At 71.4% G+C, this 23,960-nt stretch carries 25 protein-coding genes; 11 read left to right on the forward strand and 14 right to left on the reverse strand.

Annotated elements, in window-relative coordinates; genetic code table 11:
* Positions 1–471 precede the first annotated feature (471 nt).
* Genes VGD70_RS15510 through VGD70_RS15525 form a run of 4 tightly spaced genes read left to right on the forward strand, consistent with a single transcriptional unit; the run spans position 472 to position 3,645 of the window.
* Complete coding sequence (locus VGD70_RS15510) at positions 472–1,002, forward strand: hypothetical protein (protein ID WP_331082156.1); 531 nt, start codon at positions 472–474, stop codon at positions 1,000–1,002.
* Positions 999–2,387, forward strand: coding sequence for a GDSL-type esterase/lipase family protein (locus tag VGD70_RS15515; protein WP_331082157.1), 1,389 nt, complete (start codon positions 999–1,001; stop codon positions 2,385–2,387). The genes VGD70_RS15510 and VGD70_RS15515 overlap by 4 nt, the downstream gene beginning before the upstream one ends.
* 39 nt (positions 2,388–2,426) lie before the next feature.
* Positions 2,427–2,636, forward strand: coding sequence for a hypothetical protein (locus tag VGD70_RS15520; RefSeq protein ID WP_331082158.1), 210 nt, complete (start codon positions 2,427–2,429; stop codon positions 2,634–2,636).
* Positions 2,629–3,645 (forward strand): endonuclease/exonuclease/phosphatase family protein, encoded by a 1,017-nt coding sequence (locus tag VGD70_RS15525; RefSeq protein ID WP_331082159.1) that lies wholly within the window; start codon positions 2,629–2,631, stop codon positions 3,643–3,645. Before VGD70_RS15520 ends, VGD70_RS15525 begins: the two co-directional genes overlap by 8 nt.
* A gap of 504 nt (positions 3,646–4,149) precedes the next feature.
* On the opposite strand, the gene VGD70_RS15530 is transcribed toward VGD70_RS15525, so the two are convergent.
* Positions 4,150–5,610, reverse strand: coding sequence for a M1 family metallopeptidase (locus tag VGD70_RS15530; RefSeq protein WP_331082160.1), 1,461 nt, complete (start codon positions 5,608–5,610; stop codon positions 4,150–4,152).
* Between the two features lie 80 nt (positions 5,611–5,690).
* Between VGD70_RS15530 and VGD70_RS15535 the strand changes: the two genes are divergently transcribed.
* Positions 5,691–6,461, forward strand: a complete 771-nt coding sequence (locus tag VGD70_RS15535) for an alpha/beta hydrolase (RefSeq protein WP_331082161.1) — start codon at positions 5,691–5,693, stop codon at positions 6,459–6,461.
* Here VGD70_RS15535 and VGD70_RS15540 read toward each other — a convergent pair.
* The 4 genes from VGD70_RS15540 to VGD70_RS15555 form a co-directional block, all read right to left on the reverse strand.
* The gene (locus tag VGD70_RS15540; protein WP_331082162.1) at positions 6,451–6,981 is read right to left on the reverse strand and encodes a 2'-5' RNA ligase family protein; all 531 of its coding nucleotides are present in this window, start codon (positions 6,979–6,981) and stop codon (positions 6,451–6,453) included. The two genes, VGD70_RS15535 and VGD70_RS15540, sit on opposite strands and share 11 nt — an antisense overlap.
* A gap of 29 nt (positions 6,982–7,010) precedes the next feature.
* Positions 7,011–8,054, reverse strand: coding sequence for an N-acetylmuramoyl-L-alanine amidase (locus VGD70_RS15545; RefSeq protein ID WP_331082163.1), 1,044 nt, complete (start codon positions 8,052–8,054; stop codon positions 7,011–7,013).
* Positions 8,055–8,193: 139 nt separating this feature from the next.
* The gene (locus tag VGD70_RS15550) at positions 8,194–9,069 is read right to left on the reverse strand and encodes an A/G-specific adenine glycosylase (RefSeq protein WP_331082164.1); all 876 of its coding nucleotides are present in this window, start codon (positions 9,067–9,069) and stop codon (positions 8,194–8,196) included.
* 17 nt (positions 9,070–9,086) lie between these two features.
* Entirely contained in the window at positions 9,087–9,578 is a 492-nt protein-coding gene (locus VGD70_RS15555) for a carbonic anhydrase (RefSeq protein WP_331082165.1), read from the reverse strand.
* A gap of 214 nt (positions 9,579–9,792) precedes the next feature.
* Between VGD70_RS15555 and VGD70_RS15560 the strand changes: the two genes are divergently transcribed.
* Positions 9,793–10,521: a hypothetical protein gene (locus tag VGD70_RS15560; protein WP_331082166.1), complete on the forward strand. Its 729-nt coding sequence runs from the start codon at positions 9,793–9,795 to the stop codon at positions 10,519–10,521.
* 66 nt (positions 10,522–10,587) lie between these two features.
* On the opposite strand, the gene VGD70_RS15565 is transcribed toward VGD70_RS15560, so the two are convergent.
* Positions 10,588–11,688, reverse strand: coding sequence for a LacI family DNA-binding transcriptional regulator (locus VGD70_RS15565; RefSeq protein WP_331082167.1), 1,101 nt, complete (start codon positions 11,686–11,688; stop codon positions 10,588–10,590).
* Positions 11,689–11,882: 194 nt separating this feature from the next.
* On the opposite strand from VGD70_RS15565, the gene VGD70_RS15570 reads away from it, so the two are divergent.
* From VGD70_RS15570 to VGD70_RS15580, 3 genes are read left to right on the forward strand one after another with little or no spacing between them, the layout of a single operon-like run.
* Positions 11,883–12,797, forward strand: coding sequence for a metal ABC transporter solute-binding protein, Zn/Mn family (locus VGD70_RS15570; RefSeq protein WP_331082168.1), 915 nt, complete (start codon positions 11,883–11,885; stop codon positions 12,795–12,797).
* Positions 12,794–13,660 carry a metal ABC transporter ATP-binding protein gene (locus VGD70_RS15575; RefSeq protein WP_331082169.1) on the forward strand — a complete coding sequence of 289 codons (867 nt, stop codon included), beginning with the start codon at positions 12,794–12,796 and terminating at the stop codon, positions 13,658–13,660. Before VGD70_RS15570 ends, VGD70_RS15575 begins: the two co-directional genes overlap by 4 nt.
* Before the next feature lies 1 nt (position 13,661).
* Positions 13,662–14,552 (forward strand): metal ABC transporter permease, encoded by an 891-nt coding sequence (locus tag VGD70_RS15580; protein WP_331082170.1) that lies wholly within the window; start codon positions 13,662–13,664, stop codon positions 14,550–14,552.
* On the opposite strand, the gene VGD70_RS15585 is transcribed toward VGD70_RS15580, so the two are convergent.
* The 8 genes from VGD70_RS15585 to VGD70_RS15620 form a co-directional block, all read right to left on the reverse strand.
* Complete coding sequence (locus VGD70_RS15585) at positions 14,515–15,690, reverse strand: DUF445 family protein (RefSeq protein ID WP_331082178.1); 1,176 nt, start codon at positions 15,688–15,690, stop codon at positions 14,515–14,517. The two genes, VGD70_RS15580 and VGD70_RS15585, sit on opposite strands and share 38 nt — an antisense overlap.
* A 115-nt stretch (positions 15,691–15,805) precedes the next feature.
* The gene (locus VGD70_RS15590) at positions 15,806–17,239 is read right to left on the reverse strand and encodes an MBOAT family protein (RefSeq protein ID WP_331082171.1); all 1,434 of its coding nucleotides are present in this window, start codon (positions 17,237–17,239) and stop codon (positions 15,806–15,808) included.
* Positions 17,240–17,403: 164 nt separating this feature from the next.
* Entirely contained in the window at positions 17,404–17,661 is a 258-nt protein-coding gene (locus tag VGD70_RS15595; protein WP_331082172.1) for a hypothetical protein, read from the reverse strand.
* 58 nt (positions 17,662–17,719) lie between these two features.
* Positions 17,720–18,676, reverse strand: coding sequence for a 23S rRNA (guanosine(2251)-2'-O)-methyltransferase RlmB (rlmB, locus tag VGD70_RS15600; RefSeq protein WP_331082173.1), 957 nt, complete (start codon positions 18,674–18,676; stop codon positions 17,720–17,722).
* Between the two features lies 1 nt (position 18,677).
* Positions 18,678–20,063 carry a cysteine--tRNA ligase gene (gene cysS, locus VGD70_RS15605; protein WP_331082174.1) on the reverse strand — a complete coding sequence of 462 codons (1,386 nt, stop codon included), beginning with the start codon at positions 20,061–20,063 and terminating at the stop codon, positions 18,678–18,680.
* 36 nt (positions 20,064–20,099) lie between these two features.
* Entirely contained in the window at positions 20,100–20,573 is a 474-nt protein-coding gene (ispF, locus tag VGD70_RS15610; RefSeq protein WP_331082175.1) for a 2-C-methyl-D-erythritol 2,4-cyclodiphosphate synthase, read from the reverse strand.
* The gene (locus VGD70_RS15615; protein WP_331082179.1) at positions 20,570–21,232 is read right to left on the reverse strand and encodes an IspD/TarI family cytidylyltransferase; all 663 of its coding nucleotides are present in this window, start codon (positions 21,230–21,232) and stop codon (positions 20,570–20,572) included. The genes ispF and VGD70_RS15615 overlap by 4 nt, the downstream gene beginning before the upstream one ends.
* Positions 21,233–21,253: 21 nt before the next feature.
* Positions 21,254–21,745 carry a CarD family transcriptional regulator gene (locus tag VGD70_RS15620; RefSeq protein WP_075129788.1) on the reverse strand — a complete coding sequence of 164 codons (492 nt, stop codon included), beginning with the start codon at positions 21,743–21,745 and terminating at the stop codon, positions 21,254–21,256.
* A gap of 295 nt (positions 21,746–22,040) precedes the next feature.
* On the opposite strand from VGD70_RS15620, the gene VGD70_RS15625 reads away from it, so the two are divergent.
* Positions 22,041–22,727, forward strand: a complete 687-nt coding sequence (locus tag VGD70_RS15625; protein ID WP_331082176.1) for a hypothetical protein — start codon at positions 22,041–22,043, stop codon at positions 22,725–22,727.
* Positions 22,728–22,782: 55 nt separating this feature from the next.
* Positions 22,783–23,960 (forward strand): DNA repair protein RadA (gene radA, locus VGD70_RS15630; RefSeq protein ID WP_331082177.1); only part of this gene is annotated, 1,178 nt, incomplete at its 3' end.

Raw genomic sequence — 23,960 nt, forward strand, 5'->3', positions numbered from 1 at the left:
TGGCAGCCTCCAGCGGCGGCGACGCCGACGAGGCAGCAGCCTCCGGCGAGTAAGCACGACGAGCCACGAAGGCGGGTCCGGTTTCGACCGGGCCCGCCTTCGTCGTCCCCCAGTCCTTCCCGTTGCTGCTGCGACCCTGCCGTGGCCTGCGGGTGGCTTGCTCATCGCTTCGGGTGGGTTTCGCGGCGGCCAGCGGCGGTGCGCGGGCTCTGGGCGGCTCCGCGCAGACCAGCTGGCCCGGGCGCTGGCCTGCGTCGTGTGCTCGCGCTGATCATCTCGGGACCGCTGGCTCGCCAGCCTTTGTTCCGGTCGGCCGGTGGTGGCGGTGTCCGGGCCGTTCGCGGCAGCGACTCCCACCAGACCACCCCTGGTCGGGCCCGCCATTGGCCGCCCGCCCGGCCGCACCCCTCGATTTTGCCGTCAATGGTCGTTCCGGGGGCGTGGGCTCGTCGGGGCGCTTAGGGTTGGCGCGTGAGCGAGGGGGCGGGCCGGCGGTGGCTGATCGTCGGGTTGGCGGGGTTGGTCGTCGTTGCGGCCGCGGTGGTCGTTGTGCTCGTCGTGGTCAATGACGGCGGTGACGCGGGCACGCCGATTCCCGCCAAGGGAACGAGCACCCGGCCCTCGGCCGATCCCAGCGGGCTCCCGGCGCCCGACGCCGAACTGGCCGCGCGGACGCTCGACTACCTTGCCGGCGCCGGCGCCCCCGCGATGACCATGCACCGCGCCGCCGTCGGGCTCGGCGCGAAGCCGACCGCCGAGCGGTGCCGGCAGGTCGGCGCCACCCTCGACCGCGACGCCCCGCCGGACCAGCTGGTCCTCGTCATCGAGGCCGTGCCGGACGACGTGCTGCGCGGCGCCCTCGGCGACGAGCGCACCTCGCTGGGCGCCACCCTCACCGCCTGCGTCGCCGGCCGTGCGATGGACGACGAGCGGGTCACCCCGCTGGCCGAGTCCACCGGCCGGGTCCAGCAGCGCCTCGACGAGCTGGAGGCGGCCCGGTGAAGCTCCTGGCCCTCGCACTCCTCGCCGGCCTGCTGGCGCCCACACCGACGCACCAGGCGCCGGCGCACCAAGCCCAGCAGCAGGACCGCACCTGGCTCGCCCTCGGCGACTCCTACTCCTCCGGCGAAGGCATCGAGCAGACCCCCGCCGCCTACAGCGACACCCTCGGCCGCGACTGCCGCCGCGCCACCGGCGGCGCGGCCAGCGCCTGGGCGGTCGAGGCCCAGCGCCTCGCCGGCACCGAGCTCCGCCTGCGCAAGCCGGACTTCGTCGCCTGCACCGGCGCCATCACCGACGAGGCGCCCTGGCAGGTCCACGAGGCTCGCGACCGCGAGGGCAGTCCCGACCGCTGGGACCTCGTGACCTTCAGCTTCGGCGGCAACAACATCAAGTTCTCCGAGGTCATCAAGGGCTGCCTCGGCGCCCGCCAGAAGTCCTGGACCGACTGGCGGATCGGCTGCGTCGAGAGCGAGGTCCAGCTCCGCCGCCGGGTCGACATGCTGGCCGGCCGCGAGCGCATCGACCACGGCGAGTACGCGGGCAACATCACCATGCCCGAGCTGCTCGACCTCCTCGCCGGCGAGGTCGTCGCCCGCGGTGGGGACGTCGTCGTCACCGGCTACCCCAACCTCATCGAGGAGGTCGACCGCTGGGGCCGCGTCCAGAAGGTCACGGGCATGTGCTCCGGCGTCTCCTGGTTCGACGTCCCCATGCTGCGCGGCGTCGGCGCCTACCTGAACCAGCGGCTCGCCGAGGCCGTCGCCGACGCGAACCAGCGGCACCGCGCCGCGGGCGTCACCTTCCACTTCCTCGACATCGCCCACGACCCCTACGAGCCCGCCGACGGGGCGCGACACGGCCGCTGCACCGACGACCCCTGGCTCAACGGGATCACCCTCGGCGACGACAAGGGCAAGAAGACGTACACGAACCGCTCGTTCCACCCCAACCAGAAGGGCCACGCCGCGACCGGCCGGGTGCTCGCCGACTACCTGCGCGCCCACCTCGACAGCACCCCGCCCCCGGGCGGTGCCAACGCGGTGGACCAGGCGTTCCTGGGAAGCTGGCGGTCCGTCGGGCCCGCGAACCAGCCGACCAGCGACCGGACCTATACAGCCGAGCTGACCCTGCGCAACGGCCCGGTCGGCACCCGGATCGGCGACATCACCTACCCCGGGCTGGACTGCTCCGGCTCGCTCACCCTGGTCTCGGCCGCCCCGGACAAGCTCGTGGTCGACGAGCACATCGACAACAACCCGGGCTTTTCCTGCACCGTGGACGGCACCGTCACGCTCACCCGCACGAGTGCCCAGCTGGCCTTCTCCTACGAGGCCGCCGAGGAGCCGGGGGTCGTCCGGGTGACCGCGACCCTGGCCAAGGCCTGAATGCCCGGTGCCGGTGCGGGCTTACGGCATGCTGTAGCCATGGGCTTGGAGGACGACCCGTTCGACTGGCGGACCACGAAGGACGGGCAGGTGCTCGTGTCACGTGGTGGCCGCGTGGTCACCACCGTGCGCGGCCCGGCCGCGTCCCGCCTGCTCGGCCGGCTCGCGCAGGCCTCCGAGGACGATGCGCAGCAGCTGCTGGCGCGGGTCACGGGCAACTACAGGCGGGGGAACGAACGCCGTGGGTAAGTCCTCGACGCGGGAGCTCGACCCGCCGGTGGAGCCCGACTTCGACGACGACGGTCCGCGCCGCCGGTTCGGTGGGCGCAAGCTCGGGTTCCTGCTGGTGTTCCTGGCGCTGCTGTTCGTCGCGTTCGTCGTACTGCGGATAGCCGGCATCGAGCCGAACGAGGAGCTGGTCGCCGCGATGGCGCTGACGCCGTACGTGGCGGCGGGCGGGCTCGTGCTGGGGCTGCTGTGCGTGCTGCTGCGTCGTCGGGTGGTCGGCATCGTGGTGCTGCTGCTGGCGATCGTGCTCGGCGTGCTGCTGATGCCGCGCCTGCTGTCGGAGGAACAGCCGGCCGCGAACGGCCAGCGGCTGCGGATCATGTCGGTGAACCTGTTCCTGGGCAAGGCCGACCCGCGCACGGTGGTCGACATCGCCCGCAGCCAGAAGGCGGACGTGCTGGTGATGCCCGAGCTGACCCAGTCGGAGGTGGTGGCGCTCGACAAGGCGGGGCTGGCGAAGCTGTTCCCGGAGCGCCTCTTCGAGATCGGCGTTGGCGGCGAGGGCACCGGGGTGGCGTCGCGCTACCCGCTGCGCAAGATCATCCTGATGGACGAGACGACCCTGTCCCAGCCGTCGATGGTGGTCGACCTACCCGGCCGCGACGACGTCGAGCTCACCGCGGTCCACACGCAGCCGGGCGTCCGCGCCAACAGCGCGGCGACGTGGCGCCGCGAGCTGTCCGAGCTCCCGGGCCCGACTCCAGGCGAGCGGGTCCGCATCCTGGCGGGCGACTTCAACGCGACCTTCGACCACGCGGCGTTCCGCGCCTTGGTGGACCGCGGGTACTCGGACGCGGGCGAGGAAATGGGCGACGGCCTGATGGGCACGTGGCAGAACCTGCCGCTCGGCCCCCCGGTGACGATCGACCACATCCTCACCGACAACCGCTGCGCGATAGCGAGCTACGCGGTGTTCAACATCCCGGGCAGCGACCACAACGCGATCGTGTCCGAAATCGTGATGCCGTGACCCGGGCGGCCTCCGGCCCCCGGAATCCAGCGTACTGACGGACACCGACACATTCTGGCCGCGACCGAGTGGACCTGTGGACAACCACCTGGATCAGGGCCGGACATGGCCTCCGGCCCCCCGGTAACCAGCGTACTGACGCACACTGACATTTCCGGGCGCCGCCGAGCGAGCCTGTGGACAGCGACCGTGATCGGGCCGGACGTGGCCTCCGGCCCCCGGTAACCATTCTACGGGCGCGGTCCGACAGTTCCGGCGTTCGCGAGGTGGCCCTGTGGACAGTCGGCGCCTTCCTTTGCTTGTCCACAGCCACCTTCGCGGGCGACGACGATTGTCGGTGTTGGACGGTAGGCTTGGTTCCGGGGGGCCGGAGGCCACGCCACGCCCGATCCCGGTGGTTGTCCACAGGCTTCGTCCACTGTGGCCGGGATTGTCGGCGTCCGTCGGTAGAATGGATACCGGGGGCCGGAGGCGTCCACTTAGGACGGATCCGCGAGCGGGTGCCTACTTGCGCAGCGTCCCCGGGTACAGGAACTCGTCCGCCGGTTGCTTGTCCGAGTGGAACCACGCCGCGAAGAACTTGCTCAGGTCCTGTCCGGCGATCTTCTGCACGAACTGCTCGAACTCCGGCCACGACGCGTTCGAGTCGCGGTGCTCCGTCGCCCACTCGCGCAGCACGCGGTTGAACGCCTCGTCCCCGATCTGGCGGCGCAGTGCGTGCAACGCGAGCGGCCCCTTGTTGTAGACCGACGTGAACTCGTTGCCCGGGCCCATGTCGTAGAGCTTCCCGCTCCAGAACCGGTCCGTCGAGCGGGCCACCTCCTGGCGGAACCGGTCGTCGAGGTTCGCGCCGTCCTTCGCCTCCGTCCACAGCCACTGGGCGTAGCTCGCGAAGCACTCGTTCAGGCAGATGTCCTTCCACGACTCCACCGTGACCGAGTCGCCGTACCACTGGTGCGCGTTCTCGTGCACGACGACCTCGAGCTCCGCCCACGCGGCATAGATGGGCCGGCCCTGCGTCTCCAGCGAGAAGCCGATGTTCTCGTTGATGTAGATCCCGCCGGCCGCGCTCTGCGGGTACGGCCCGAACTTCGACGACAGGAACTCGAGGATCTCCGGCAGCCGCGACTCGACCCGCTTCTTCTCCTCGGCGCCCGGCGCGTACGCGCTCACCACGGGCACCCCGCCGGGCAGCGTCGACCGCTCGAACGTCCACTTGTCGATCCCGACCGTCGTGAGGTACGTCGCGATCCGGTTGGGCTCCGACCAGTGGAACGTCGTCCAGCCGTCGGACCCGCGGGTGGCCGGCGACTCGCGGCCGTTCGAGATCACGCTCCAGCCGTTCGGCACCCGCGCGTCGAGCTTGAACGTCGCCTTGTCGCGGGGAGTGTCGTTCGCCGGGTACCACGACGTCGCCGAGTGCGGCTCGCCCGCCGCGAACGCGCCGCCCGACGTCGAGAGCTGCCAGCCGTTCTCGCCGAGCGTGCCCTTCTCGGCCTTCTGCGGCACACCGGCGTAGCGGACCCGGGTGGCGAACTTGGCGCCATCGGCGATCGGCGCCGGCGGGGTGATCACCAGCTCGTGCTCGCCGGCCCGCGCGAACCGGGCCGCCTTGCCGTCGACCTCGACCGCGCTCACCTTCAGGCCCTGCAGGTCCAGGTTGTACTTGTCGAGCGGACCCGTCGCGGTGGCGGTGACCACGGTGTTCCCGTCGAGGTTGCGGTTCGCCGGGTTGTAGCTGATCGACACGTGGTAGCCGGTGACGTCGTACCCGCCGTTGCCGTCCTTGGGGTAGTACGGGTCCCCGACGCCGTCCGCGCCCGGCTGGGCCTGCTCCGTCGGCTGCGGCGCGGTGGTGGCGGCACCGTCCGGCGCCTGGTTCCCACCCGACCGCGAGGTGCACGCGGCCAGGCTCAGCGCGGCCAGGGCGAGGCAGGCGGCGCGGACGGCCGTGCCGTGATCCATTCTCAAACAGCTCCCGTCTTCGGTGACCGCCGCCCATCCTGGCTGACGCGCCGTGATGCCGTGGTGGGTTCGGACGGTATATGACTACACCCGTGGCGACACGACCCGATGTGATCGAGTTCGGCGGCACCGGCCCCACCATCCTGCTGCTCCACGGCCTCATGGGCAGGGCCCGCACCTGGTGGCCGGTCGCCCGCTGGCTCACCCGGTACGGCCGGGTCGTCGGGCTCGACGCGCGCGGGCACGGCCGCAGCCCGCACCGCGGCGGCGGCTGGCACACCGAGGACTTCGTCGCCGACGCGGCCGCCGTCCTCGACGAGCCGGCCATCGTGATCGGCCACTCCATGGGCGGGCTGCACGCCTGGTGCCTCGCCGCCGAGCACCCCGAGCTCGTCCGGGCGGTCGTCGTCGAGGACATGGCGCCCGACCAGCGCGGCAGGACCGTCGACCCGTGGCGGGCCTACTTCGACTCCTGGCCGGTGCCCTTCGCCTCGCTCGCGCACGTCCGCGAGTTCTTCGGCGACCTCGGCGACTACTTCGCCGAGTGCGTGGTCGAGCGCGACGACGGCTACCACCTGATGGCCGACCTCGAGGACCTCTACGGCATCGCCGCCGAGTGGGGTGAGCGCGACTACTGGCCGTTCGTCGAGAAGGTCCACTGCCCGCTGCTGGCCATCGAGGCCGGGCACAGCGCGATGCCGCCGGGCCAGCTGGCACAGCTCCCGAGGCGCGCGCCGGGCGGCGGCCGGCACCTGGTCGTCGAGGGCGCCGGCCACGTCGTCCACCACGACGCGCCGAACGCCTACCGCGGCGCCGTCGAGGCCTTCCTGTCCGACGTGCTCAGCCGGTGACGAGCAGCGGGTCCGTGTCTCCCGTGTGGGTGTCGCAGACCGCGACCTCGCTCACCCGCGCCTTGATCGGCGCCAGCGGGAACAACGCGGCGAACCCCGCGGTCACCTGCGGCGCCTCGAGGCCCTGGGCGAGCGTGCAGTGCGGCACCCACGAGCCCGGCAGGTAGTACGCCGAGGGCTGCTTCACCTTCTTGGCCAGCACGTCGTGCACCGCCGAGTGGACGGCCAGCAGCTCGGTGTCGACGACCGCGCTGATCATCAGGCCCGCGTCGCTCGCGGAGAACGCGGACAGCGAGTACAGCCACAGCCGCGGGATCGACAGCAGCCGCAGGTCCTCGCGCAGCGCGTCCCGCGTCCTCGGCGGGATCACGCTCGCGAGCGCGAACGTGACGTGCGGCCGGTGCCGGCCGTGCGTGCGGGTGGCCAGGCTGGGCACTCCTGCCTGGTCCAGCCTGCGCCACAACCCACGCACGGCGGCATCGGCCTCGTCGTCGAAGTAGAGCTCCAGCGCCTGCGCCATGGCCGCAGGGTGCCACAGCGCCGCGACCGTCAGCTCAGCAGGCGCTGCCACCTCGCGGTGTCGACGACCACGTCGCCGCCGGCCCGCTCGCCCCGGCTGGTCAACAGCGTCCGCGCCGCCGCGGCCACGTCACCCGGGTCGCCGGCGCGCACCGTGCGAACCAGCAGCGGCCACGTCGTCGAGCCCACGAAACCACTCTCGTCCGCGGTCCGGCTGGCGTAGCACGGCTCGTAGGCCACCCCGGCGGACGTCGCGAGCTTGCGCACCGCCGCGAACGTCGACGTGCCGAACACGCCGTCGGTGGGCACCTCGCCGAAGCCGCGGGCCCGCAGGAGGTGTTGTGCCGCAAGAACCTTCGCGCCCGACGCACCCGGCTTCAGCAGCGGCCACGACTGCGGCTGGGTGACCGCCGTGCCGAGCATCGCGCCCACCGCGCTCCGCAGCTCCGGCAACCGTCCATAAAGGACCTGGCCGGGGCACTCGGTGGCGTTGAAGTCGCGGTGCCCCTTGATCTGCGACGTCGGGATGCCGTACTTCTGGGCGATGTAGGCGACCAGCCGCACCAGCGAGTCCCACAGCTGCTGGGTGACGTTCACCGAGGAGTAGAGGCCCTCGTTCTCGATCCCGATGACCTCGCTGTTGTGGTTGCCCACGTTGGCACCCATGACGTGCCGGGTGCCGCCGTCGAGGATCTCCAGGCTGCGGTGCCGGCCTTCCGTTATGTGCCCGCCGCGGCTGTTGGTCAGCTGCTGGCCGGTGTCGATCCACCCGCGGCCGTCCATGTGGAAGTTCTGGATGTCCCGGGAGATCTGGAAGGCGTGCGCCAGCGAGAAGTCGTTGGAGTTCCCGCCCGCCGTGTGGTGCACGACGATGTAGGTCGGCTTGTGGTCGAGCACCTGGATGGTGCCGTTCGGCGGCCGGGCGCCCCACTCGGCGCACCCGTGCATGGTCGGGCGGGTCACGGCTCTCGGTGAGCCGGCCGCGCCGGCGCTGATCGGAATCGTGGCGCCCAGGGCGCCGACTGCGGTGACGGTGAATCCGCCGCGTAAAAGGGCACGACGAGTTACGGCCATCTCGATCTCCCTCGACAAAACGGGGCCACCAGGCCCAGATCGGTGACTGGCTCGGTTGATTACCACTGCCGACGGTAGTCACCCGGTTACCCGATGACAAGAGTTCCCCAATTACCAGAGCATCGTGTTGCCGTTTGGCTCAGTGCTCTCCGGGTAACGCGAACAGCCCGTCGGCCGTCTGCTCGACGAGGCCGTCGGTGAGTAAGGAGTCCAGGCAGCGGTCGCGCTGGCCGGCGTCGGACCACACGATGTCCAGCCGGGCCTTCGCCACCGGGGTCGAGGTGTCCCGCAGGACGTCCAGCAGCAGCCCGCGCACCTGCCGGTCGGTGCCGGCGAAGCGCTGCACCGGCTTGGCGGGCCCGGCGTACGCCGGCTTTCCCGCCCGCTGCCAGGCGCACGCGTCGAACACCGGGCAGTCCGCGCAGCGCGGCGCGCGGGCCGTGCACACGACCGCGCCGAGCTCCATCAGCGCCGCGGACATCCGCGCGGCGAGCTCGTCGTCGGCGGGCAGCAGACTGTCCGCGTCGGCGAGGTCCCGGGTGGTGGAGGCGGGTCCGGCGTCGCCCGCGCCGTGGACCGCGCGGGCGATCACCCGGCGCACGTTGGTGTCCACGACCGGGCAGCGCCTGCGGTAGGCGAACGCGGCCACCGCCCGTGCGGTGTACGCGCCGATCCCGGGCAGCGCGAGCAAGGTGTCCACATCGGACGGAACGACGTCGCCGTGGTCGGCCGCGATCGCCGTGGCGGCGTCCCGCAGCCGCAGCGCGCGGCGCGGGTAGCCGAGCTTGCCCCACGCGCGCAGCACGTCGGCCGGGGTGGCGGCGGCGAGGTCGGATGGTCGCGGCCAGCGGGCCAGCCACTCGTGCCAGACCGGCTCGACGCGGGCGACCGGCGTCTGCTGCAGCATGATCTCGCTGACCAGCACGCCCCACGCCGAGCAGCCGGGGTCCCGCCAGGGCAGGTCCCGGGCCTTCTCGGCGAACCAGTCGGTCAGCACACGTGCGTCCAGGCTCATCGCCGAGTGATGCTAGTTCAGAAGACTTCGGTCAGCTCGGCGGTCCGCACGTCGTAGATGAACCCGCGGACCGTGTCGGTCTTCGGCAGGAAGGGGCTGCGCCGCACCCGCTCGACCGACTGCCGCACGCTGTCCTTGACCTCGCGGAACGTCTCGATCGCCCACGGCGGCCGGAGCCGGGTGTCCTCCTCGAGCTCGTCCTTGAACTCGTCGTCGGTGAACGTGGACAGGCCGCACGAGGTGTGCTGCATGACGATCACCTCGCGGGTCTCGAGCTTGCGCTGGCTGATCGCGAGCGACCGGATGATGTCGTCGGTGACGATGCCGCCCGCGTTGCGCAGGATGTGTGCCTCACCGTGCCTGAGGCCGAAGACGTCGAACACCTTGATCCGGGCGTCCATGCAGGTCACCACGGCGAGGTGCAGGCTGGGTACGGGTGTCGGCACCTCGGGCGCGCCGTGGTCGACACCGGATGCGTGTCGGTCGAGTAGCTCGTCGATCGCGGTCATGGTCCACTCCTGGCCGCCGGGCTTCCCTGGTCTCATTCGAAGACACTGCGGTGGGGCGCTGAATTCCTGCTCGATTACCCATTGGAACAAGTGTCTCCGGTCCTCGGCAATATGTCATTGGTTACCTGGCGCAGCCAGCCGACCTGGGCAAATCCCCCAATCGAGGCACTCCAAGATCCCCGGTTCAGCGCACGCACGGAGTTACCGTCGGCGAATGATCGAACCAACCGGCCCGCTGCCGCCCTCGGTCTACTGGCGTCGCCGCGCGTTCGCCGCCGGGGTGTGCGTCTTCGCGGTGGTGCTGCTGGCCTGGATCATCGGCGGCCTCGTCGGCGCCGCGGACGATCAGCCCGTGCATGGCACCGCCGGCTCGCGCGAACTCGCCGCCGCCCCCAGCTCCCCGCCACCGTCCACCCGGCCCGCGGGAGCCCCGTCGAGCACCACCTCGCCGACGACCGCCCCGCCCGCCGCGTCCCCGACCACCGCCCCCACCGGCCGGCCGACCACCCGGCCGGCCCCGCCGGCCAGCACCCCGCCCGGCCCGGCGAAGCCCTGCCCCGACGCGGTGATCAAGGTCGTCGCCCAGCCCGGCCAGCCGTCCTACCAGGTCGGCCGGCGCCCGCTGCTCCACCTGCTCGTCGTGAACACCGGCAAGGTCCCGTGCACCCGCGACGTCAGCCGCAAGCTCCGCGAGCTGGTGATCACGAGCGCGGACGGCAGGACCCGGCTGTGGTCCAGCAAGGACTGCTACGGCCCGCCCGCCACCGACACGCGCACGCTCGCGCCGGGCAAGCCGCTGGAGTTCTCGCTGAACTGGGCCGGCCGCACGTCCGCGCCCGGCTGTCCGACGCACCGCACCACCGTGCCGGCCGGCTCCTACCGGGTGATCGGCAAGCTCGGCGCGCTCACGGGCCCACCGGTCGCGCTGACGATGACCCCCTGAGCCAGTTGTCCACACCTGTGGACAAAGCTGGGGATGAATCGAACGTCTGTTTGCCGGCGGCCCAGGTCACGGGCCGAACCAGCGCTCCTCGGTAGTCCGCGGCGGCGCCGACGTCGTGCCGATCACCAGTTCGGTGTCGAGCGTGATGTGCCGCGGCCGGCTGTGCTCGGCCGCGCCCAGCAGCAGCTTCCCGGCCGCGCGGCCCTTCTCCAGCACCGGCTGGCGGATGGTCGTCAGCCCGAGCCGCTCGGCCTCGGCGATGCCGTCGAAGCCGGTGACGGTCAGGTCGTGCGGGATCCGCAGCCCGCGCCGCTGGGCCTCGTTCAGGGCACCCAGCGCGAGGATGTCCGAGGTGCAGATCAACGCCGTGACCTCGGGGTTCGCGTCCAGCAGCTGGGCCGAGGCGGACTGACCGCTGGCCGTGCTGTGGTCGAACCGCTCCACGACCGGCACCCGCGCCCAGTCCACGCCGACCGCCTCGAAACTGTCCGCGAGCGCGGAGAGTCGCGCGCGCTGCACGTGGAAGTGCGCCGTCCGCTGCCGCGCGACCGAGGCGAAGCCGTCGTTGCGGTCGCGCGCGAGCCGCATGCAGACAACGCCGATGTTGCGGTGCCCCAGACCGATGAGCCGCCCGGCCAGCTGCCCGATCGCCGCGTGATCGTCTATCCCGACCAGGTCCACGCCGTCCACCCGCGGCTGGTCGCACACCACGGTGGGCACCGGCCGGGACAGCACCGCGGCCAGGTGCGGGTCGTCGTCGGGCACCGAGTACACGACGAACCCGTCGACCCCGGCGCTGTGCACCGCGGTCACGTCCTCCCGCTCGGGGTTCACCGGAACGAGGTGCAGGCCCTGCCCCGCGCCCTCGCACGCGAGCGCCAGGCCCTCGAGGAAGCCCAGCGCCGCGGGGTCGCGGAACGCGTAGGACAGGTTCTCGGTGAGCAGCAACCCGACCGCCCCCGCCTTGCGCGTGCGCAGTGAGCGCGCGACCGGGTCCGGCCCGGGATAGCCCAGCCGGCGGGCCGTCTCCAGCACCCGCCTGCGTAGCTCGGGGGACAACTGGTCGGGCCGGTTGTAGGCGTTGGACACGGTGGTACGCGATACGCCGAGCTCTGCGGCCAGCGACGCCAGTGTCGCCGGCCGACGAGCATGCATAGGTCGCGCCATGTGCTGACCGTAACGGTTCAGAACGGTGAGCAGAAGTCCAACTGCTCACCGTGACTTCACCAGATAGATGGATCACGGTTCGCCCGGTCGCGGTAACGGACCTCCTGAGGACGTCGTATAGTCGGCGCAGCGTAGTCGAAAACGGTTTCCATTACCTATAGCGAGACATGCATGTGTTCGCGGAGGAGTGCCTGATGAGGCTGTCCCGTTCGATTCCCGTGCTGGCCTCGGTCGGCGCGCTGACGCTCGCGCTGGCCGGATGTGGAAATGACGCGAGCGGTGGCACGGGGGGAGCCGCCGCGGGCGGAAAGATCACCGTCATCGCGTCCACGAACGTGTGGGGCAGCGTCGCCCAGGCGGTGGGCGGGGACGCGGTGAGCGTCCGGTCGCTCATCAACGACGCGTCGAGCGACCCGCACGCGCACCCGGACAACCCGGAGGAAGCCACCGCGCTCGCCGGCGCCGACCTGGCCGTCTACAACGGCGGCGGCTACGACGACTTCTTCACCAAGCTGGTCCAGGCCACCGGCACCAAGGCCAGGCAGGTCGACGCGTTCAAGGTCTCCGGCTACGCCGAGGGTGAGAACGAGCACGTCTGGTACGACCCGCCGACCGTCAAGAAGGTGGCCGACAAGATCGCCGACGAGCTCGGCGCGATCGACGCCGCGAAGAAGGCCACGTTCGCCGACAACGCCGCGGCGTTGTCCGCCAAGGTCGACACCATCGCCGGCCAGGCCGCGCAGATCGGCAAGGACCACCCGGGCGCGAAGGTCGTGGCCACCGAGCCGGTCGCGCACTACCTGCTCAACGCGGCCGGCCTGACCGACGTGACGCCGCCGAAGTTCTCCGAGGCGATCGAGCAGGAGACCGACCCGTCGGTGGCCGTCGTCGCCGAGACCACCCAGCTGATCAGCGGCAAGCAGGTCGCGGTGCTGGTGAACAACGCGCAGACCGAGACCCCGATCACCAACTCGCTGTCCGACGCCGCGGCGAAGGCCGGCATACCGGTCGTGCAGGTGACGGAGACGCTGCCACAGGGCGTGACGGGCTACGTTGAGTGGATGACCAAGCAGTTGGACACGCTCGCCGGCGCGCTGTCGAAGTCATGACCGTCGACCGGGACTCGGCTCCCGACCTCTCCGTGCGACCCGCCGCCTCCGCCGCGGCGGTGTCCCTGCGCGGCGCCACGCTGGGGTACGGCAGCCGGGTGCTGTGGTCGAACCTGGACCTCGACGTCACGCCGGGGGAGTTCGTGGCCGTGCTCGGGCCGAACGGGTCGGGCAAGACGAGCCTGCTGCGCGTGCTGCTGGGCCTGCAGCCGCTGACCTCGGGCACCGCGCGGATCGCGGGCGCGCCACCCGGGCGGGGCAACCGCAAGATCGGCTACATCCCGCAGCAGCGCGCGATGGAGGAGAGCGTGACGCTGCGTGGCCGCGACCTCGTCGGCCTCGGCCTCGACGGTCACCGGTGGGGGGTCGGCCTGCGCGGCATGCGTGCGCGCCGGGCGAAGGTCGACGCGGCGCTGGACGCCGTCGGCGCGCACGACTTCGCCGCCGACCCGGTCGGCCGGCTCTCCGGTGGTGAGCAGCAGCGGTTGCGGGTGGCGCAGGCGCTGATCAGCGAGCCCGAGGTGCTGCTGTGCGACGAGCCGCTGCTGTCGCTGGACCTGGCCAACCAGCAGGTGGTGAGCTCGCTGATCGACGGGCGGCGGCGGTCGGCGAACACGGCCGTGCTGTTCGTCACGCACGAGATCAACCCGGTGCTGCCGCTGGTGGACCGGGTGCTGTACCTGGTGGACGGCCGGTTCCGGATCGGCCGGCCGGACGAGGTGATGACCGCGGCGACGTTGTCCGAGCTGTACCGCGCGAAGGTCGACGTCGTGCGGGTCGGCGGCCAGATCCACGTGGTCGGCGCGCAGAGCGGGCTGTGCGAGGACCAGCCGCACCACCTGCACGACGAGGAACCGGGTTGAGATGGACAAGCTGTTCGACTTCCAGCTGACCGCTGAGCTGCTGAGCTTCCCGTTCGTGCGCACGGCGTTGCTGGCGGCGGCCATCCTGGGGTTGCTGGCCGGGGTGCTGGGGCCGCTGATCGTGAGCCGCAACATGGCGTTCGCGGTGCACGGGACGAGCGAGCTGTCGTTCACTGGCGGCGCAGCGGCCCTGCTGCTCGGCATCAACGTCGGCCAGGGGGCGCTGGCCGGCGCGGTGGTCGCCGCGCTGGTGCTCGGCCTGCTGTCGCGGCGCAGCTCCGAGCACGACTCGGTGATCGGGGCGGTGCTGGCGTTCGGGCTCGGTGTCGGCGTGCTGCTGCTGTGGTTCTACCCGGGGCGGGCGTCGAACAAGTTCGGGCTCCTCGTGGGGCAGATCGTGAGCGTGGACTTCGCGTCGCTGGCGCTGCTCGGCGGGTGCGCGATCGCGGTCCTGCTGGTGCTGCTGGTGATCTACCGGCCGCTGCTGTTCGCGTCGGTGGACCCGGAGGTGGCGCGTGCGCGAGGCGTGCCGACCGGGCCGCTGTCGCTGGTGTTCGCGGTCCTCGTCGGGGTCGCGACGGCCCTCGGGGTGCAGACGGTCGGCGCGTTGCTGGTGCTGGCGCTGATGATCACACCGGCGGCCGCGGCCTGCCGGGTCACGGCCAACCCCTTGCGTGCCACCGTGTTGGCGATCGTGTTCGCTGAGGTCTCGGCCGTCGGCGGGATCCTGCTGTCGCTGGCGCCGGGCGCGCCGGTGAGCGCGTTCGTCACGGCGATCTCGTTCTGCATCTACCTCGTGTGCTGGGTGCTGAGCCTGGTGCGCGGCCGGGGCGGGCGGCGGCGCGGCGTGGCGACTAGTGCAGTAGCAGCAGTACCTGCAGTTCCCCGATGACCGCGCCGATCACCGCGCCGACCGCGATCAGCTTCCACTCGTCCTGCCGGAACGCGGGGCGCAGCAGGCCTTCGTACTCGATGCGGGTGAGCCGGCGCATGCGGGTGGCGATCGTGTCGCGGATGTCGAGGGCCTCGGTCGCGTAGTCCGTGGCGTGCTTGATCGTGTCGGGCAGGTAGCGCATGGCCCGGTCGGCGGCGGCGTGCTTCATCCGCTGGTACCGCTCGGCCCCGACGGCCACCGTGATGACAGGCCTGGCGGCGCCGGCCTGCTCGTCGATGGTCCGCAGCACCGTTTCGTGGATCATGCCGAGCAGCCGGTCGGCCCTTGGCCCGGTGAGGACGGCCGCGAGGATGTTGGGCACGGTCATCACCTCGCGGGCGACGATCTCCGCGTACTGCTTCGCCACCTCGTCCCGCCGGCGCTGGAACACGCCTTGCAGCCGCAGCGGCCCGATCCGCTTGGGGCGGCGGGGAAAGAAGACGAGCTTGATGGCGAGCCAGTCGGTGAACCACCCGATGGCCGCGCCGAACAGCGGCAGCACGAGCGGGTTCTTGGTGACCGCCCACACGACGGTCTGGACGAGCCCGAGCACGAGTCCGAAGTAGACCCCACAGCGGGCGATGAAGGCCATCTCGGGCTTGGAGATGTCCCGGATGAGCCTGATGAGCAGCGCCTTGTCCCGGGTGAGCGCGTCGACGGCGACCTGCCGGATGTCGAGGACGTCGTCGATGTTCTCCTGGATCTCGGCCATGATCCGCTTGACCATCAGCGGGGACCCGGCCTGCACCTGCTTGACGAGGACCTCCTGCGCGAGTGGTGGCAGCAGCTCCCAGAGCCCGGGCTGGTACTCCCGCATCACCTCCCGAGCCACCTCGTCGACGACGACGAGCAGCGGCCCCTCGATCTCCTTCGCCAGCCGCCCGGGATCCAGTCGCTGGAAGATCTCCTTGGTGTCGACGAGCCGCTCGGTGAGCAGGTCGGCGGAGACCCGGATCATCCGCTCGGAGTTCCGCGGCACGACCCCCTGCCACCCGAGCCACGGCTCCCTGAGTCCGACGAACCGCAGCGGCCGGAACATCATCTCGATGGCCGCCCGCTTGGTGAGATACCCGATGACAGCCGCGATCACCGGCATGGACAGGTAAACCTGCCAGTGCGCGAAGAAGTCGTCGGCCACGACCGGAAGCCCCTCGAGTTCGATGAGGCGAGCAGTATCGCGGACCGCCCCCCGCCCCGCACGTGCGCCGCGGTCAGAATTGGTAGTACAGGAACGGGCTGAATGTGCCCGCAGCCGTCAGGATGGTGGCGTAGAACAGGCCGGCCGTCATCACCGTCACCCGTAGGGCCGTCGCCGTTCGGGAGCGCGACGACTCCAGCATCGGGCCCGTCACCGGGTGGGCCGGCAGGAAGACGATGGCCAGCGCCAGCAGCAGGATCACCAGGCGCTGGTTCGTGAACGCCTCCGTCACCAGGTCCGTCGTCCCCGTGAAGTCCGGTAGCAGCATGTGGCCGATCATCGTCAGGGCCTGGGACATGTCCGTCGAACGGAAGAAGACCCAGCCCAGGATCACCAGGAGCATCGTCAGGGCGCGGCGCAGCACCACGTGGCCGGCGCGGGTCGGCGAGCGGTCGAGGTGGAAGCCGCGCTCGATGATCAGCAGGGCGCCGTGGTAGAGGCCCCACACCAGGAACGTCCAGTTCGCGCCGTGCCAGAAACCCGTCAGCACGAAGACGATGCACAGGTTGCGGTACGTCCGGGCGCTGCCGTGCCGGTTGCCGCCCAGCGGGATGTAGACGTAGTCGCGGAACCAGCGGGACAGCGACATGTGCCACCGCCGCCAGAACTCGGTCACGGTCACCGACGAGTACGGGCGCGCGAAGTTCTCCGGCAGCCGGAACCCCAGCATCCGGCCCAGCCCGATCGCCATGTCCGAGTACCCCGAGAAGTCGAAGTACAGCTGCAGCGTGTACGTCAGCGCCCCCACCCACGCCACCGCGAACGTCATCTCGCCGTTCGGCGTCGAGAAGCACGCGTCGGCGAGCGGGCTGAGCGAGTCGGCGATGATGACCTTCTTGCACAGCCCCAGCGCGAACCGCGGGAAGCCCGCCGCGATGTCGTCCAGCCGGTGCGTGCGCAGCTGCGGCAGCTGGTCCGCGATCTCCCGGTACCGCACGATCGGACCGGCGATGAGCTGCGGGAACATCGAGATGTAGGTGGCGTAGGACACCGGCTGGCGCAGCGCCGGGCGCTCACCGCGGTAGATGTCCACGACGTAGGAGATGTTGTGGAAGGTGTAGAACGAGATCCCGATCGGCAGCAGCAGGTGCACCACCGGGAAGTCCCCGCCGAACAGCCGCGCGAAGCCGTCCAGCTGCTGGGTGAGGAAGCCCGCGTACTTCCACACCACGAGCACCGCCACGTCGAACGCGATCACCGCGATCAGCAGGCCCCGCTTGCGCTTCTTGGCCAGCGCCCACTCGTCCGGCTCGAGTGCCTGCCCCGCCAGGTAGTTCACCACCATGCAGACGAGCAGCAGGATCACCGTCGGGCCCGCGCCGACCGTGTAGAAGATGAGGCTCGCCACGGCCACGATGCCGTTGCGCCAGGTGCGCGGGCACAACAGCACGAGTGCGAGCACGACGGGCGTGAAGATCCACAGGAACAACGGGCTGGCGAACGACATCCTCCGACCTCACCTCCCCGGGAAGGACGCCTGACCTTATCCGAGTCCTACGCACTCACCTGCCGGAACGCCGCAGCCGGGCAGCGTCGGAGAGGATGACCCTTCTCACCCGGATCGCCACGACCGAACCGAGGGCCGGCGGTGCCTGAACGCGGCGAACCGGGTCAGCCCCGGCGCCAGTCCCGCAGATGGGCCTCGTGCCGCTTGACCAGCTCCGCCACCCGGTAGGGCTGGAAGAGGTAGCCGAACGACAGCTCGCGGCACCCGGCGCACAGCGTCGCGCACGCCTGGCCGGCCGGGTTGTCCGAGAACCGGTACGCAAGGTCGGGGAACTCCGCGAGCACGACCCGCAGCCCCGACTCCGTCCCGCAACGCTCACACTTCTCGAGCAGCGGGCACGGCCCGGGATACACGACGTCCATGCCCACCCCCATCGTCTGCGGCCCAGCCTAGGACGCGCGACCCGGGACCGGTCCCGGGTCAGGTCCGCCCGGTGACGCGCCGCCGCCGGGCCACCTCGGCCAGCACCACGCCGGCCGCGACCGAGGCGTTCAGCGAGTCCACGCCCGCGGCCATCGGGATCGACACCGTCTCGTCGCAGGCCTCGCGGACCAGCCGGGACAGGCCGCGGCCCTCCGAGCCCACCACCACGACCAGCGGCGACGTCGCCAGCGACAGGTCGTCGACGGTGATGGAGCCGTCGGCGTCCAGGCCGACGATCATCATCCCGGCGTCGGCGTACGCGCGCAGCGTGCGGGTGAGGTTGGTGGCCAGGGCGACGGGGATCTTGGCCGCGGTGCCCGCCGACGTCCGCCACACCACCGCGGTCACCCCGGCGCTGCGCCGCTGCGGCACCAGCACCCCGTTGGCCCCGAACGCGGCCGCCGAGCGGATCACCGCACCCAGGTTCCGCGGGTCGGTCACCCCGTCCAGCGCCACCAGCAGCGGCGGCTCCGCGGACTCGGTCGCGGCGTCCAGCAGGTCGTCGGGGTGCGCGTACTCGAACGGCGGCATCTGCAGCGACAGGCCCTGGTGCAGCGCCCCACCCGTGAGCCGGTCGAGCTCGGGCTTGGCCACCTCCAGCACCGAGATCCCGCGGTCGGCCGCCAGCCGCACCGCCTCGGCCACCCGGTCGTCGGCGTCCACGCCGAGCTGCACGTACAGCGCCGTGGCCGGCACGTCCGCACGCAGGCACTCGACCACGGGGTTGCGCCCGGCCACCAGCTCGGCGGTCGGCTTGTCCTTCGACCGGCGCTGCGCGGACCTGGCCTGCGCGGTCGCCCGGCGCTGGGCGGGGTGACCCGGCCGGATCGTCGCGCGCGGCGTCGGGCCCTTGCCCTCCAGGCTCTTCGCGCGCTGGCCGCCGGAGCCGACGACCGCGCCCTTCTTCGTGCCGGACTTGCGGATCGCGCCCCGGCGCTTGGAGTTTCCAGCCACGTCAGCTGTCCTTAAATGTCCACTGTGGACCATCGGGGGTGTCCTCGATGGTGATGCCGGCGGCCAGCAACCGGTCCCGGATCGCGTCGGCGGCGGTGAAGTCCCGCGCCTTGCGTGCCTTCTGGCGCTCCTCGAGCAGCTCGCCGACCAGCGCGTCCAGCGCGGCCGCGACCGAGCTGTCCACTGTGGACGACGAGGTCCAGGTCAGCGGGTCCAGGCCGAGCACCGCCAGCTGCGCGCGGACCGTCGCCGCCGCCTCGCGGGCGGCCGCGTCGTCGCCCGCGTCCAGCGCGGTGAAGCCGGCCCGTACGGTGGTGTGCACGGCGGCGAGCGCGGCCGGCGTGCCGAGGTCGTCGTCCATGGCCGCGGTGAACTCGGGACCGACCGAGCCGGGCTCGACCGAACCGGTGCGCGCGGCCACCTTCTGCACGAACGACTCGACCCGCTGGTAGGCGCGCACCGACTCCTCGAGCGCGGGCAGCGAGTACTCGATCGTCGACCGGTAGTGCGGCGCCACCAGGTAGTACCGCAGCTCCTGCGGCCGCACCTGGCGCACCATCTCCGGGATCGACACGACGTTGCCCAGCGACTTCGACATCTTCTCGCCGGCCATCCCGACGATCCCGTTGTGCATCCAGAACCGGGCGAACCCGTGCCCGGCCGCGCGGGACTGGGCCAGCTCGTTCTCATGATGCGGGAACACCAGGTCGAGCCCGCCGCCGTGGATGTCGAACTCGCCGCCCAGGTAGGTCAGCGCCATCGCCGAGCACTCCAGGTGCCAGCCCGGCCGCCCCGGCCCCCACGGCGTCGGCCACGACGGCTCACCCGGCCGCGCGCCCTTCCACAACGTGAAGTCGCGCGGGTCGCGCTTGCCCTCCGCGGCCGTCTCGCCCTGCTGGACCTCGTCGAGCTTCTGCCCCGACAGCGCCCCGTACTCGGCAAAAGAGCGCACCGCGAAGTACACGTCGCCGGCCGCCGCGTAGGCGTGGCCGCCGTCGATGAGCTGCTGGATCATCTCGGCCATCTGCGTGACGTGCCCGGTGGCGCGGGGCGCGATCGAGGCCGGCAGCACGCCGAGCGTGGTGTAGGCGTCGTCGAACTCGCGCTCGTACCTCGCCGACCACTCCCACCACGGCGTGTCGTGCTGGGCCGCCTTGGTCAGGATCTTGTCGTCCACGTCCGTGACGTTGCGCACGAGCGTGACCGCGTGTCCCTGGTGGGTGAGCCAGCGGCGCAGCACGTCGTAGTTCAGCGCGCCGCGCATGTGCCCGATGTGCGGCGGTCCTTGCGGCGTGGGCCCACACACGTAGATCGACGCCGTTGCGTGCCGCACGGGATGGAACTCCCGCACGCTCCGGCTCGCGGTGTCGAACAAATGTAAGCTCACGGGTCTTCTCTTCCTGTGGGAGGCAGGACTACGAGACTAGTCGCGCGGGACCAGACACGCGGTCGCGACCGCCGCGACGCCCTCGCCGCGGCCGGTGAGGCCCAGCCCGTCCGTGGTGGTGCCGGACACCGAGACCGGGCCGCCGAGCGCCGCCGAGAGGACCTGCTCGGCCTCCGCGCGCCGCTTGCTGATCTTCGGTGCGTTGCCGATGACCTGGACCGCGGCGTTGCCCAGCAGGTAGCCGGCCGCCTCGAACCGGGACCGCACCTCGGCGAGCAGCTCGACGCCGTGCGCGCCCGACCAGTGGGGATCGCCGGTGCCGAACACCGCGCCGAGGTCGCCGAGCCCGGCCGCGGACAGCAGCGCGTCGCAGAGCGCGTGCGCCGCGACGTCGCCGTCGGAGTGCCCCGCGCAGCCGTCGACGCCGTCCCAGCGCAGGCCGGCGATCCAGCACTCCCGGCCGGACTCCCGCGGGTGCACGTCGGTGCCGATCCCGACCCGGGGGGTCACGACCCGGCCCCGAGCAGCGCCTCGGCGACCGCGAGGTCGAAGGGTGTGCCGACCTTCATCGCGGCCGGGTGCCCGGGCACGGTCGACACCGGCACGCCGAGCCGCTCGGCGTCGTCGATCCCGTCGGCCGCGGCCAGCACGTCCACGGTGAAGCCTTGGGGCGTCTGCACGGACCGCAGCTGGGCACGGCTGACCGTCTCGGTGATGATCTCGTCCGCGTCGACGCGCTTGACGGTGTCCGCGACCGGCAGCACCGGCACGACCGCGGGTGCGCCGCCGGCCACCGCGGCCACGACCGCCCGGACCAGCTCCGGCGGGCTGAACGCCCGCGTGACGTCGTGGACCAGCACGACGGAGAGGTCGGGCGACTCGGCCAGCGCGGCCTTCAGCGCCAGGCGCACCGACTCGCCGCGGTCGGCCCCGCCGGGCACCACGAGCGCGTCGGCGTTCGCGTCGGCGAGGGCCGCGCGCACGATGTCCACATGCGACACAGGCGCCGCAACGACGACGCGCCGCACGCAACCCGCGTTGAGCAGGCCGCGTACGGCGTGTACGACGAGCGGAACCCCGCGGACTCGGACGAGCGCCTCAGGGTCGCGGTTACCAAAGCGCTCACCTAGCCCCGTTGCGGGGACGAGCGCGACGGCTTCCGCGTCGATTCTGTTGTTGCTCAGGGCCGGCTAGACCGACGCCGTGGCGAGGACCTCATCGAGGATCACCTCGGCCTTGCCCTCATCCGTGCCCTCGGCCAGCGCCAACTCGCTGACGAGGATCTGCCTGGCCTTTGCGAGCATGCGCTTCTCGCCGGCGGACAATCCGCGATCCTTCTCGCGCCGCCAGAGGTCGCGCACCACTTCGGCCACCTTGTTCACGTCGCCAGAGGCGAGCTTCTCGAGATTGGCCTTGTACCGCCGGGACCAGTTGGTCGGCTCCTCGGTGTGAGGAGCACGCAAGACATCGAAGACACGATTGAGACCCTCTTGGCCGACGACATCCCGAACACCGACGATCTCGGCGTTGTCCGCGGGAACGCGTACGGTGAGGTCACCCTGCGCGACCTTGAGGACGAGGTACTTCTTCTCCTCGCCCTTGATCACGCGGGTCTCGATTGCTTCGATGAGTGCGGCACCGTGGTGCGGGTAGACGACGGTCTCTCCGACCTTGAAAACCATGTGTCCTCTGCCCCTTTCGCTGACTCCATGTTAACACGAGCCGGGGTGGGCGTGTATCGGACCCACGATCCGTAACCGCAGGTCAGCGGCTACGTGATGAGGCGGCATGGGGTTGACAAATCCGCTCGAGGCGTGCTCGAGGATCCGTGACGTAATTCCGATCACCGGCGCCACCCATCCACAGTGGACGAGAAATCGCGAAGTCGGTTGGCGTGCCAGGCAGACCACTCGATCGTGGTGTCGGCCGGCACCGCTACCCTTCGGCGTGAGTTGGCCTGCCCGAGGAAGGACCGCGATGGTGAGCGCTCTGCGCAAGATCGTGCCGGCGGTGGCCGTTGGCTTCGTCGCGCTGCTCGGCATCGCCGGGTGCAGCGCTGGGCAGGTCACCCAGACGGACAACATCGAGCCCGCCGTGAACGGCAACATGGCCGACGTCGGTGACATCGCGCTGCGCGACGTCGTGCTCGCCTACCCGAAGTCGGGCACGTACAAGAAGGGCGACCAGGCGCCGCTGGTCCTCACCATCGTCAACACCGGCGGCACCGACGACGAGCTCGTGTCCGTGTCGAGCCCGGCGGCCAGGTCCGTCCAGCTGATCGGCAGCACCAAGCTGCCGGCTCACAGCCGCCTGCTGGTCGTCGTGCCGGAGCAGCCGACGGCGTCGTCCTCGGCGGCGGTCACCACCACCGAGAGCTCCGCGCCGGGCACCACCACGAGCCCGCCGGAGACCTCGGGCAGCGGGGCGGCCTCCTCGTCCTCGTCGGCGCCCGGGACCACGGTCACGCCCACCAGCGAGGTCCAGACCCAGGTCGGCCGGATGAGCATCGTCCTCACCGATCTGGTGGCGGACCTGGATCCCGGCAAGAACGTCCCGGTCACGTTCGTCTTCGCCAACGCCGGCTCGGTCACCATCCAGGTGCCGATCGACACGCCGGACACCCCCCGGTCCGACCCCGCGACCACCGAGGCCGAGAGTCACTGACCTGCCCCCGGGCGGTCGTCCCGGAATTGTCGGTGCCCCCCTCTAAGTTCGTCCCGTGGCCAAGAACACGCGATCCAGCAAGCCCGGTTACCGCTGCGCCGAGTGCGGCAACGAGTCCGCCAAGTGGTTCGGCCGGTGTCAGGAATGCCAGGCCTGGGGCACGTTAGAGGAGATCGGCGTGCCCACCAGGGCAGTGCTGGCCAAGATCGCGGCCGGCGTGCCCAGCTCTCCCGCGCGCCCCATCGCCGAGGTCGACGTCGAGGCCGCGCGCGCCCGGCAGACGGGGGTGTCGGAGCTCGACCGGGTGTTGGGTGGCGGCCTGGTGCCCGGTGCGGTGGTGCTGCTGGCCGGCGAGCCGGGTGTGGGCAAGTCCACACTCCTGCTGGAGGTGGCCTTCCGCTGGGCGGCCCGCGACGGCGCCGCCGGCCCGTCCCTCTATGTGACCGGCGAGGAGTCGGCGGGTCAGGTGCGGCTGCGTGCCGAGCGCACCGGCAACGTTCACGGGTCGATGTACCTGGCGGCAGAGAGCGACATCTCGGCGGTCTTCGGCCATGTGGACGCGGTCAAGCCAGGCCTGCTCGTCATCGACTCGGTCCAGACCCTGGGCTCCCCGGAGATCGACGGCACCCCCGGCGGCGTCACCCAGGTCCGCGCGGTCACGGCCGCACTGGTGGCGCTGGCCAAGGAACGCGACCTGCCGGTCATCCTGGTCGGCCACGTGACGAAGGACGGCTCGATCGCCGGTCCGCGCGTGCTGGAACACCTGGTAGACGTCGTCCTCCACTTCGAGGGCGATCGGCATACGTCGCTGCGCATGGTGCGCGGCGTGAAGAACCGCTTCGGCCCCGCGGACGAGGTCGGCTGCTTCGAACTGGTCGACGACGGCATCCTGGGCGTTCCCGACCCGTCGGGCCTGTTCCTCAACCGCCGTGAGACGGGTGTCGCCGGCACGGCCGTCACCGTTGCGGTGGAAGGAAAGCGGCCGCTGCTGGGCGAGGTGCAGGCGCTGGTGTCGAAGTCGGCCCTGCCGTCGCCGAGGCGGGCGGTGAGCGGCCTGGACTCGGCCCGGGTGGCGATGGCGCTGGCCGTGCTGGAGCGCCGCGGGGGGATCCGCCTGTCGGAGTACGACGTCTTCACGGCGACGGTGGGCGGGATGCGCATCAACGAGCCGGCGGCGGATCTGGCCCTGGTACTGGCGGTCGCGTCGGCGGCGAAGGACATTCCGTTGCCGCC

Origin of the sequence: Actinophytocola sp., from assembly GCF_036402745.1 — a bacterium.
GTDB lineage: Bacteria > Actinomycetota > Actinomycetes > Mycobacteriales > Pseudonocardiaceae > Actinophytocola.

Bases quoted from the DNA above. Each gene is read 5' to 3' on its own strand.
- VGD70_RS15625 (WP_331082176.1), top strand. From the start codon at position 22,041: ATGGTGAGCGCTCTGCGCAAGATCGTGCCGGCGGTGGCCGTTGGCTTC.
- VGD70_RS15545 (WP_331082163.1), bottom strand. From the start codon at position 8,054: ATGGCCGTAACTCGTCGTGCCCTTTTACGCGGCGGATTCACCGTCACC.
- VGD70_RS15565 (WP_331082167.1), bottom strand. From the start codon at position 11,688: ATGGCGCGACCTATGCATGCTCGTCGGCCGGCGACACTGGCGTCGCTG.
- VGD70_RS15570 (WP_331082168.1), top strand. From the start codon at position 11,883: ATGAGGCTGTCCCGTTCGATTCCCGTGCTGGCCTCGGTCGGCGCGCTG.
- VGD70_RS15575 (WP_331082169.1), top strand. From the start codon at position 12,794: ATGACCGTCGACCGGGACTCGGCTCCCGACCTCTCCGTGCGACCCGCC.
- VGD70_RS15535 (WP_331082161.1), top strand. From the start codon at position 5,691: ATGACTACACCCGTGGCGACACGACCCGATGTGATCGAGTTCGGCGGC.
- VGD70_RS15550 (WP_331082164.1), bottom strand. From the start codon at position 9,069: ATGAGCCTGGACGCACGTGTGCTGACCGACTGGTTCGCCGAGAAGGCC.
- VGD70_RS15555 (WP_331082165.1), bottom strand. From the start codon at position 9,578: ATGACCGCGATCGACGAGCTACTCGACCGACACGCATCCGGTGTCGAC.
- VGD70_RS15530 (WP_331082160.1), bottom strand. From the start codon at position 5,610: ATGGATCACGGCACGGCCGTCCGCGCCGCCTGCCTCGCCCTGGCCGCG.
- VGD70_RS15590 (WP_331082171.1), bottom strand. From the start codon at position 17,239: ATGTCGTTCGCCAGCCCGTTGTTCCTGTGGATCTTCACGCCCGTCGTG.
- VGD70_RS15520 (WP_331082158.1), top strand. From the start codon at position 2,427: ATGGGCTTGGAGGACGACCCGTTCGACTGGCGGACCACGAAGGACGGG.
- VGD70_RS15585 (WP_331082178.1), bottom strand. From the start codon at position 15,690: ATGCCGGTGATCGCGGCTGTCATCGGGTATCTCACCAAGCGGGCGGCC.
- VGD70_RS15580 (WP_331082170.1), top strand. From the start codon at position 13,662: ATGGACAAGCTGTTCGACTTCCAGCTGACCGCTGAGCTGCTGAGCTTC.
- VGD70_RS15595 (WP_331082172.1), bottom strand. From the start codon at position 17,661: ATGGACGTCGTGTATCCCGGGCCGTGCCCGCTGCTCGAGAAGTGTGAG.
- VGD70_RS15620 (WP_075129788.1), bottom strand. From the start codon at position 21,745: ATGGTTTTCAAGGTCGGAGAGACCGTCGTCTACCCGCACCACGGTGCC.
- VGD70_RS15540 (WP_331082162.1), bottom strand. From the start codon at position 6,981: ATGGCGCAGGCGCTGGAGCTCTACTTCGACGACGAGGCCGATGCCGCC.
- VGD70_RS15560 (WP_331082166.1), top strand. From the start codon at position 9,793: ATGATCGAACCAACCGGCCCGCTGCCGCCCTCGGTCTACTGGCGTCGC.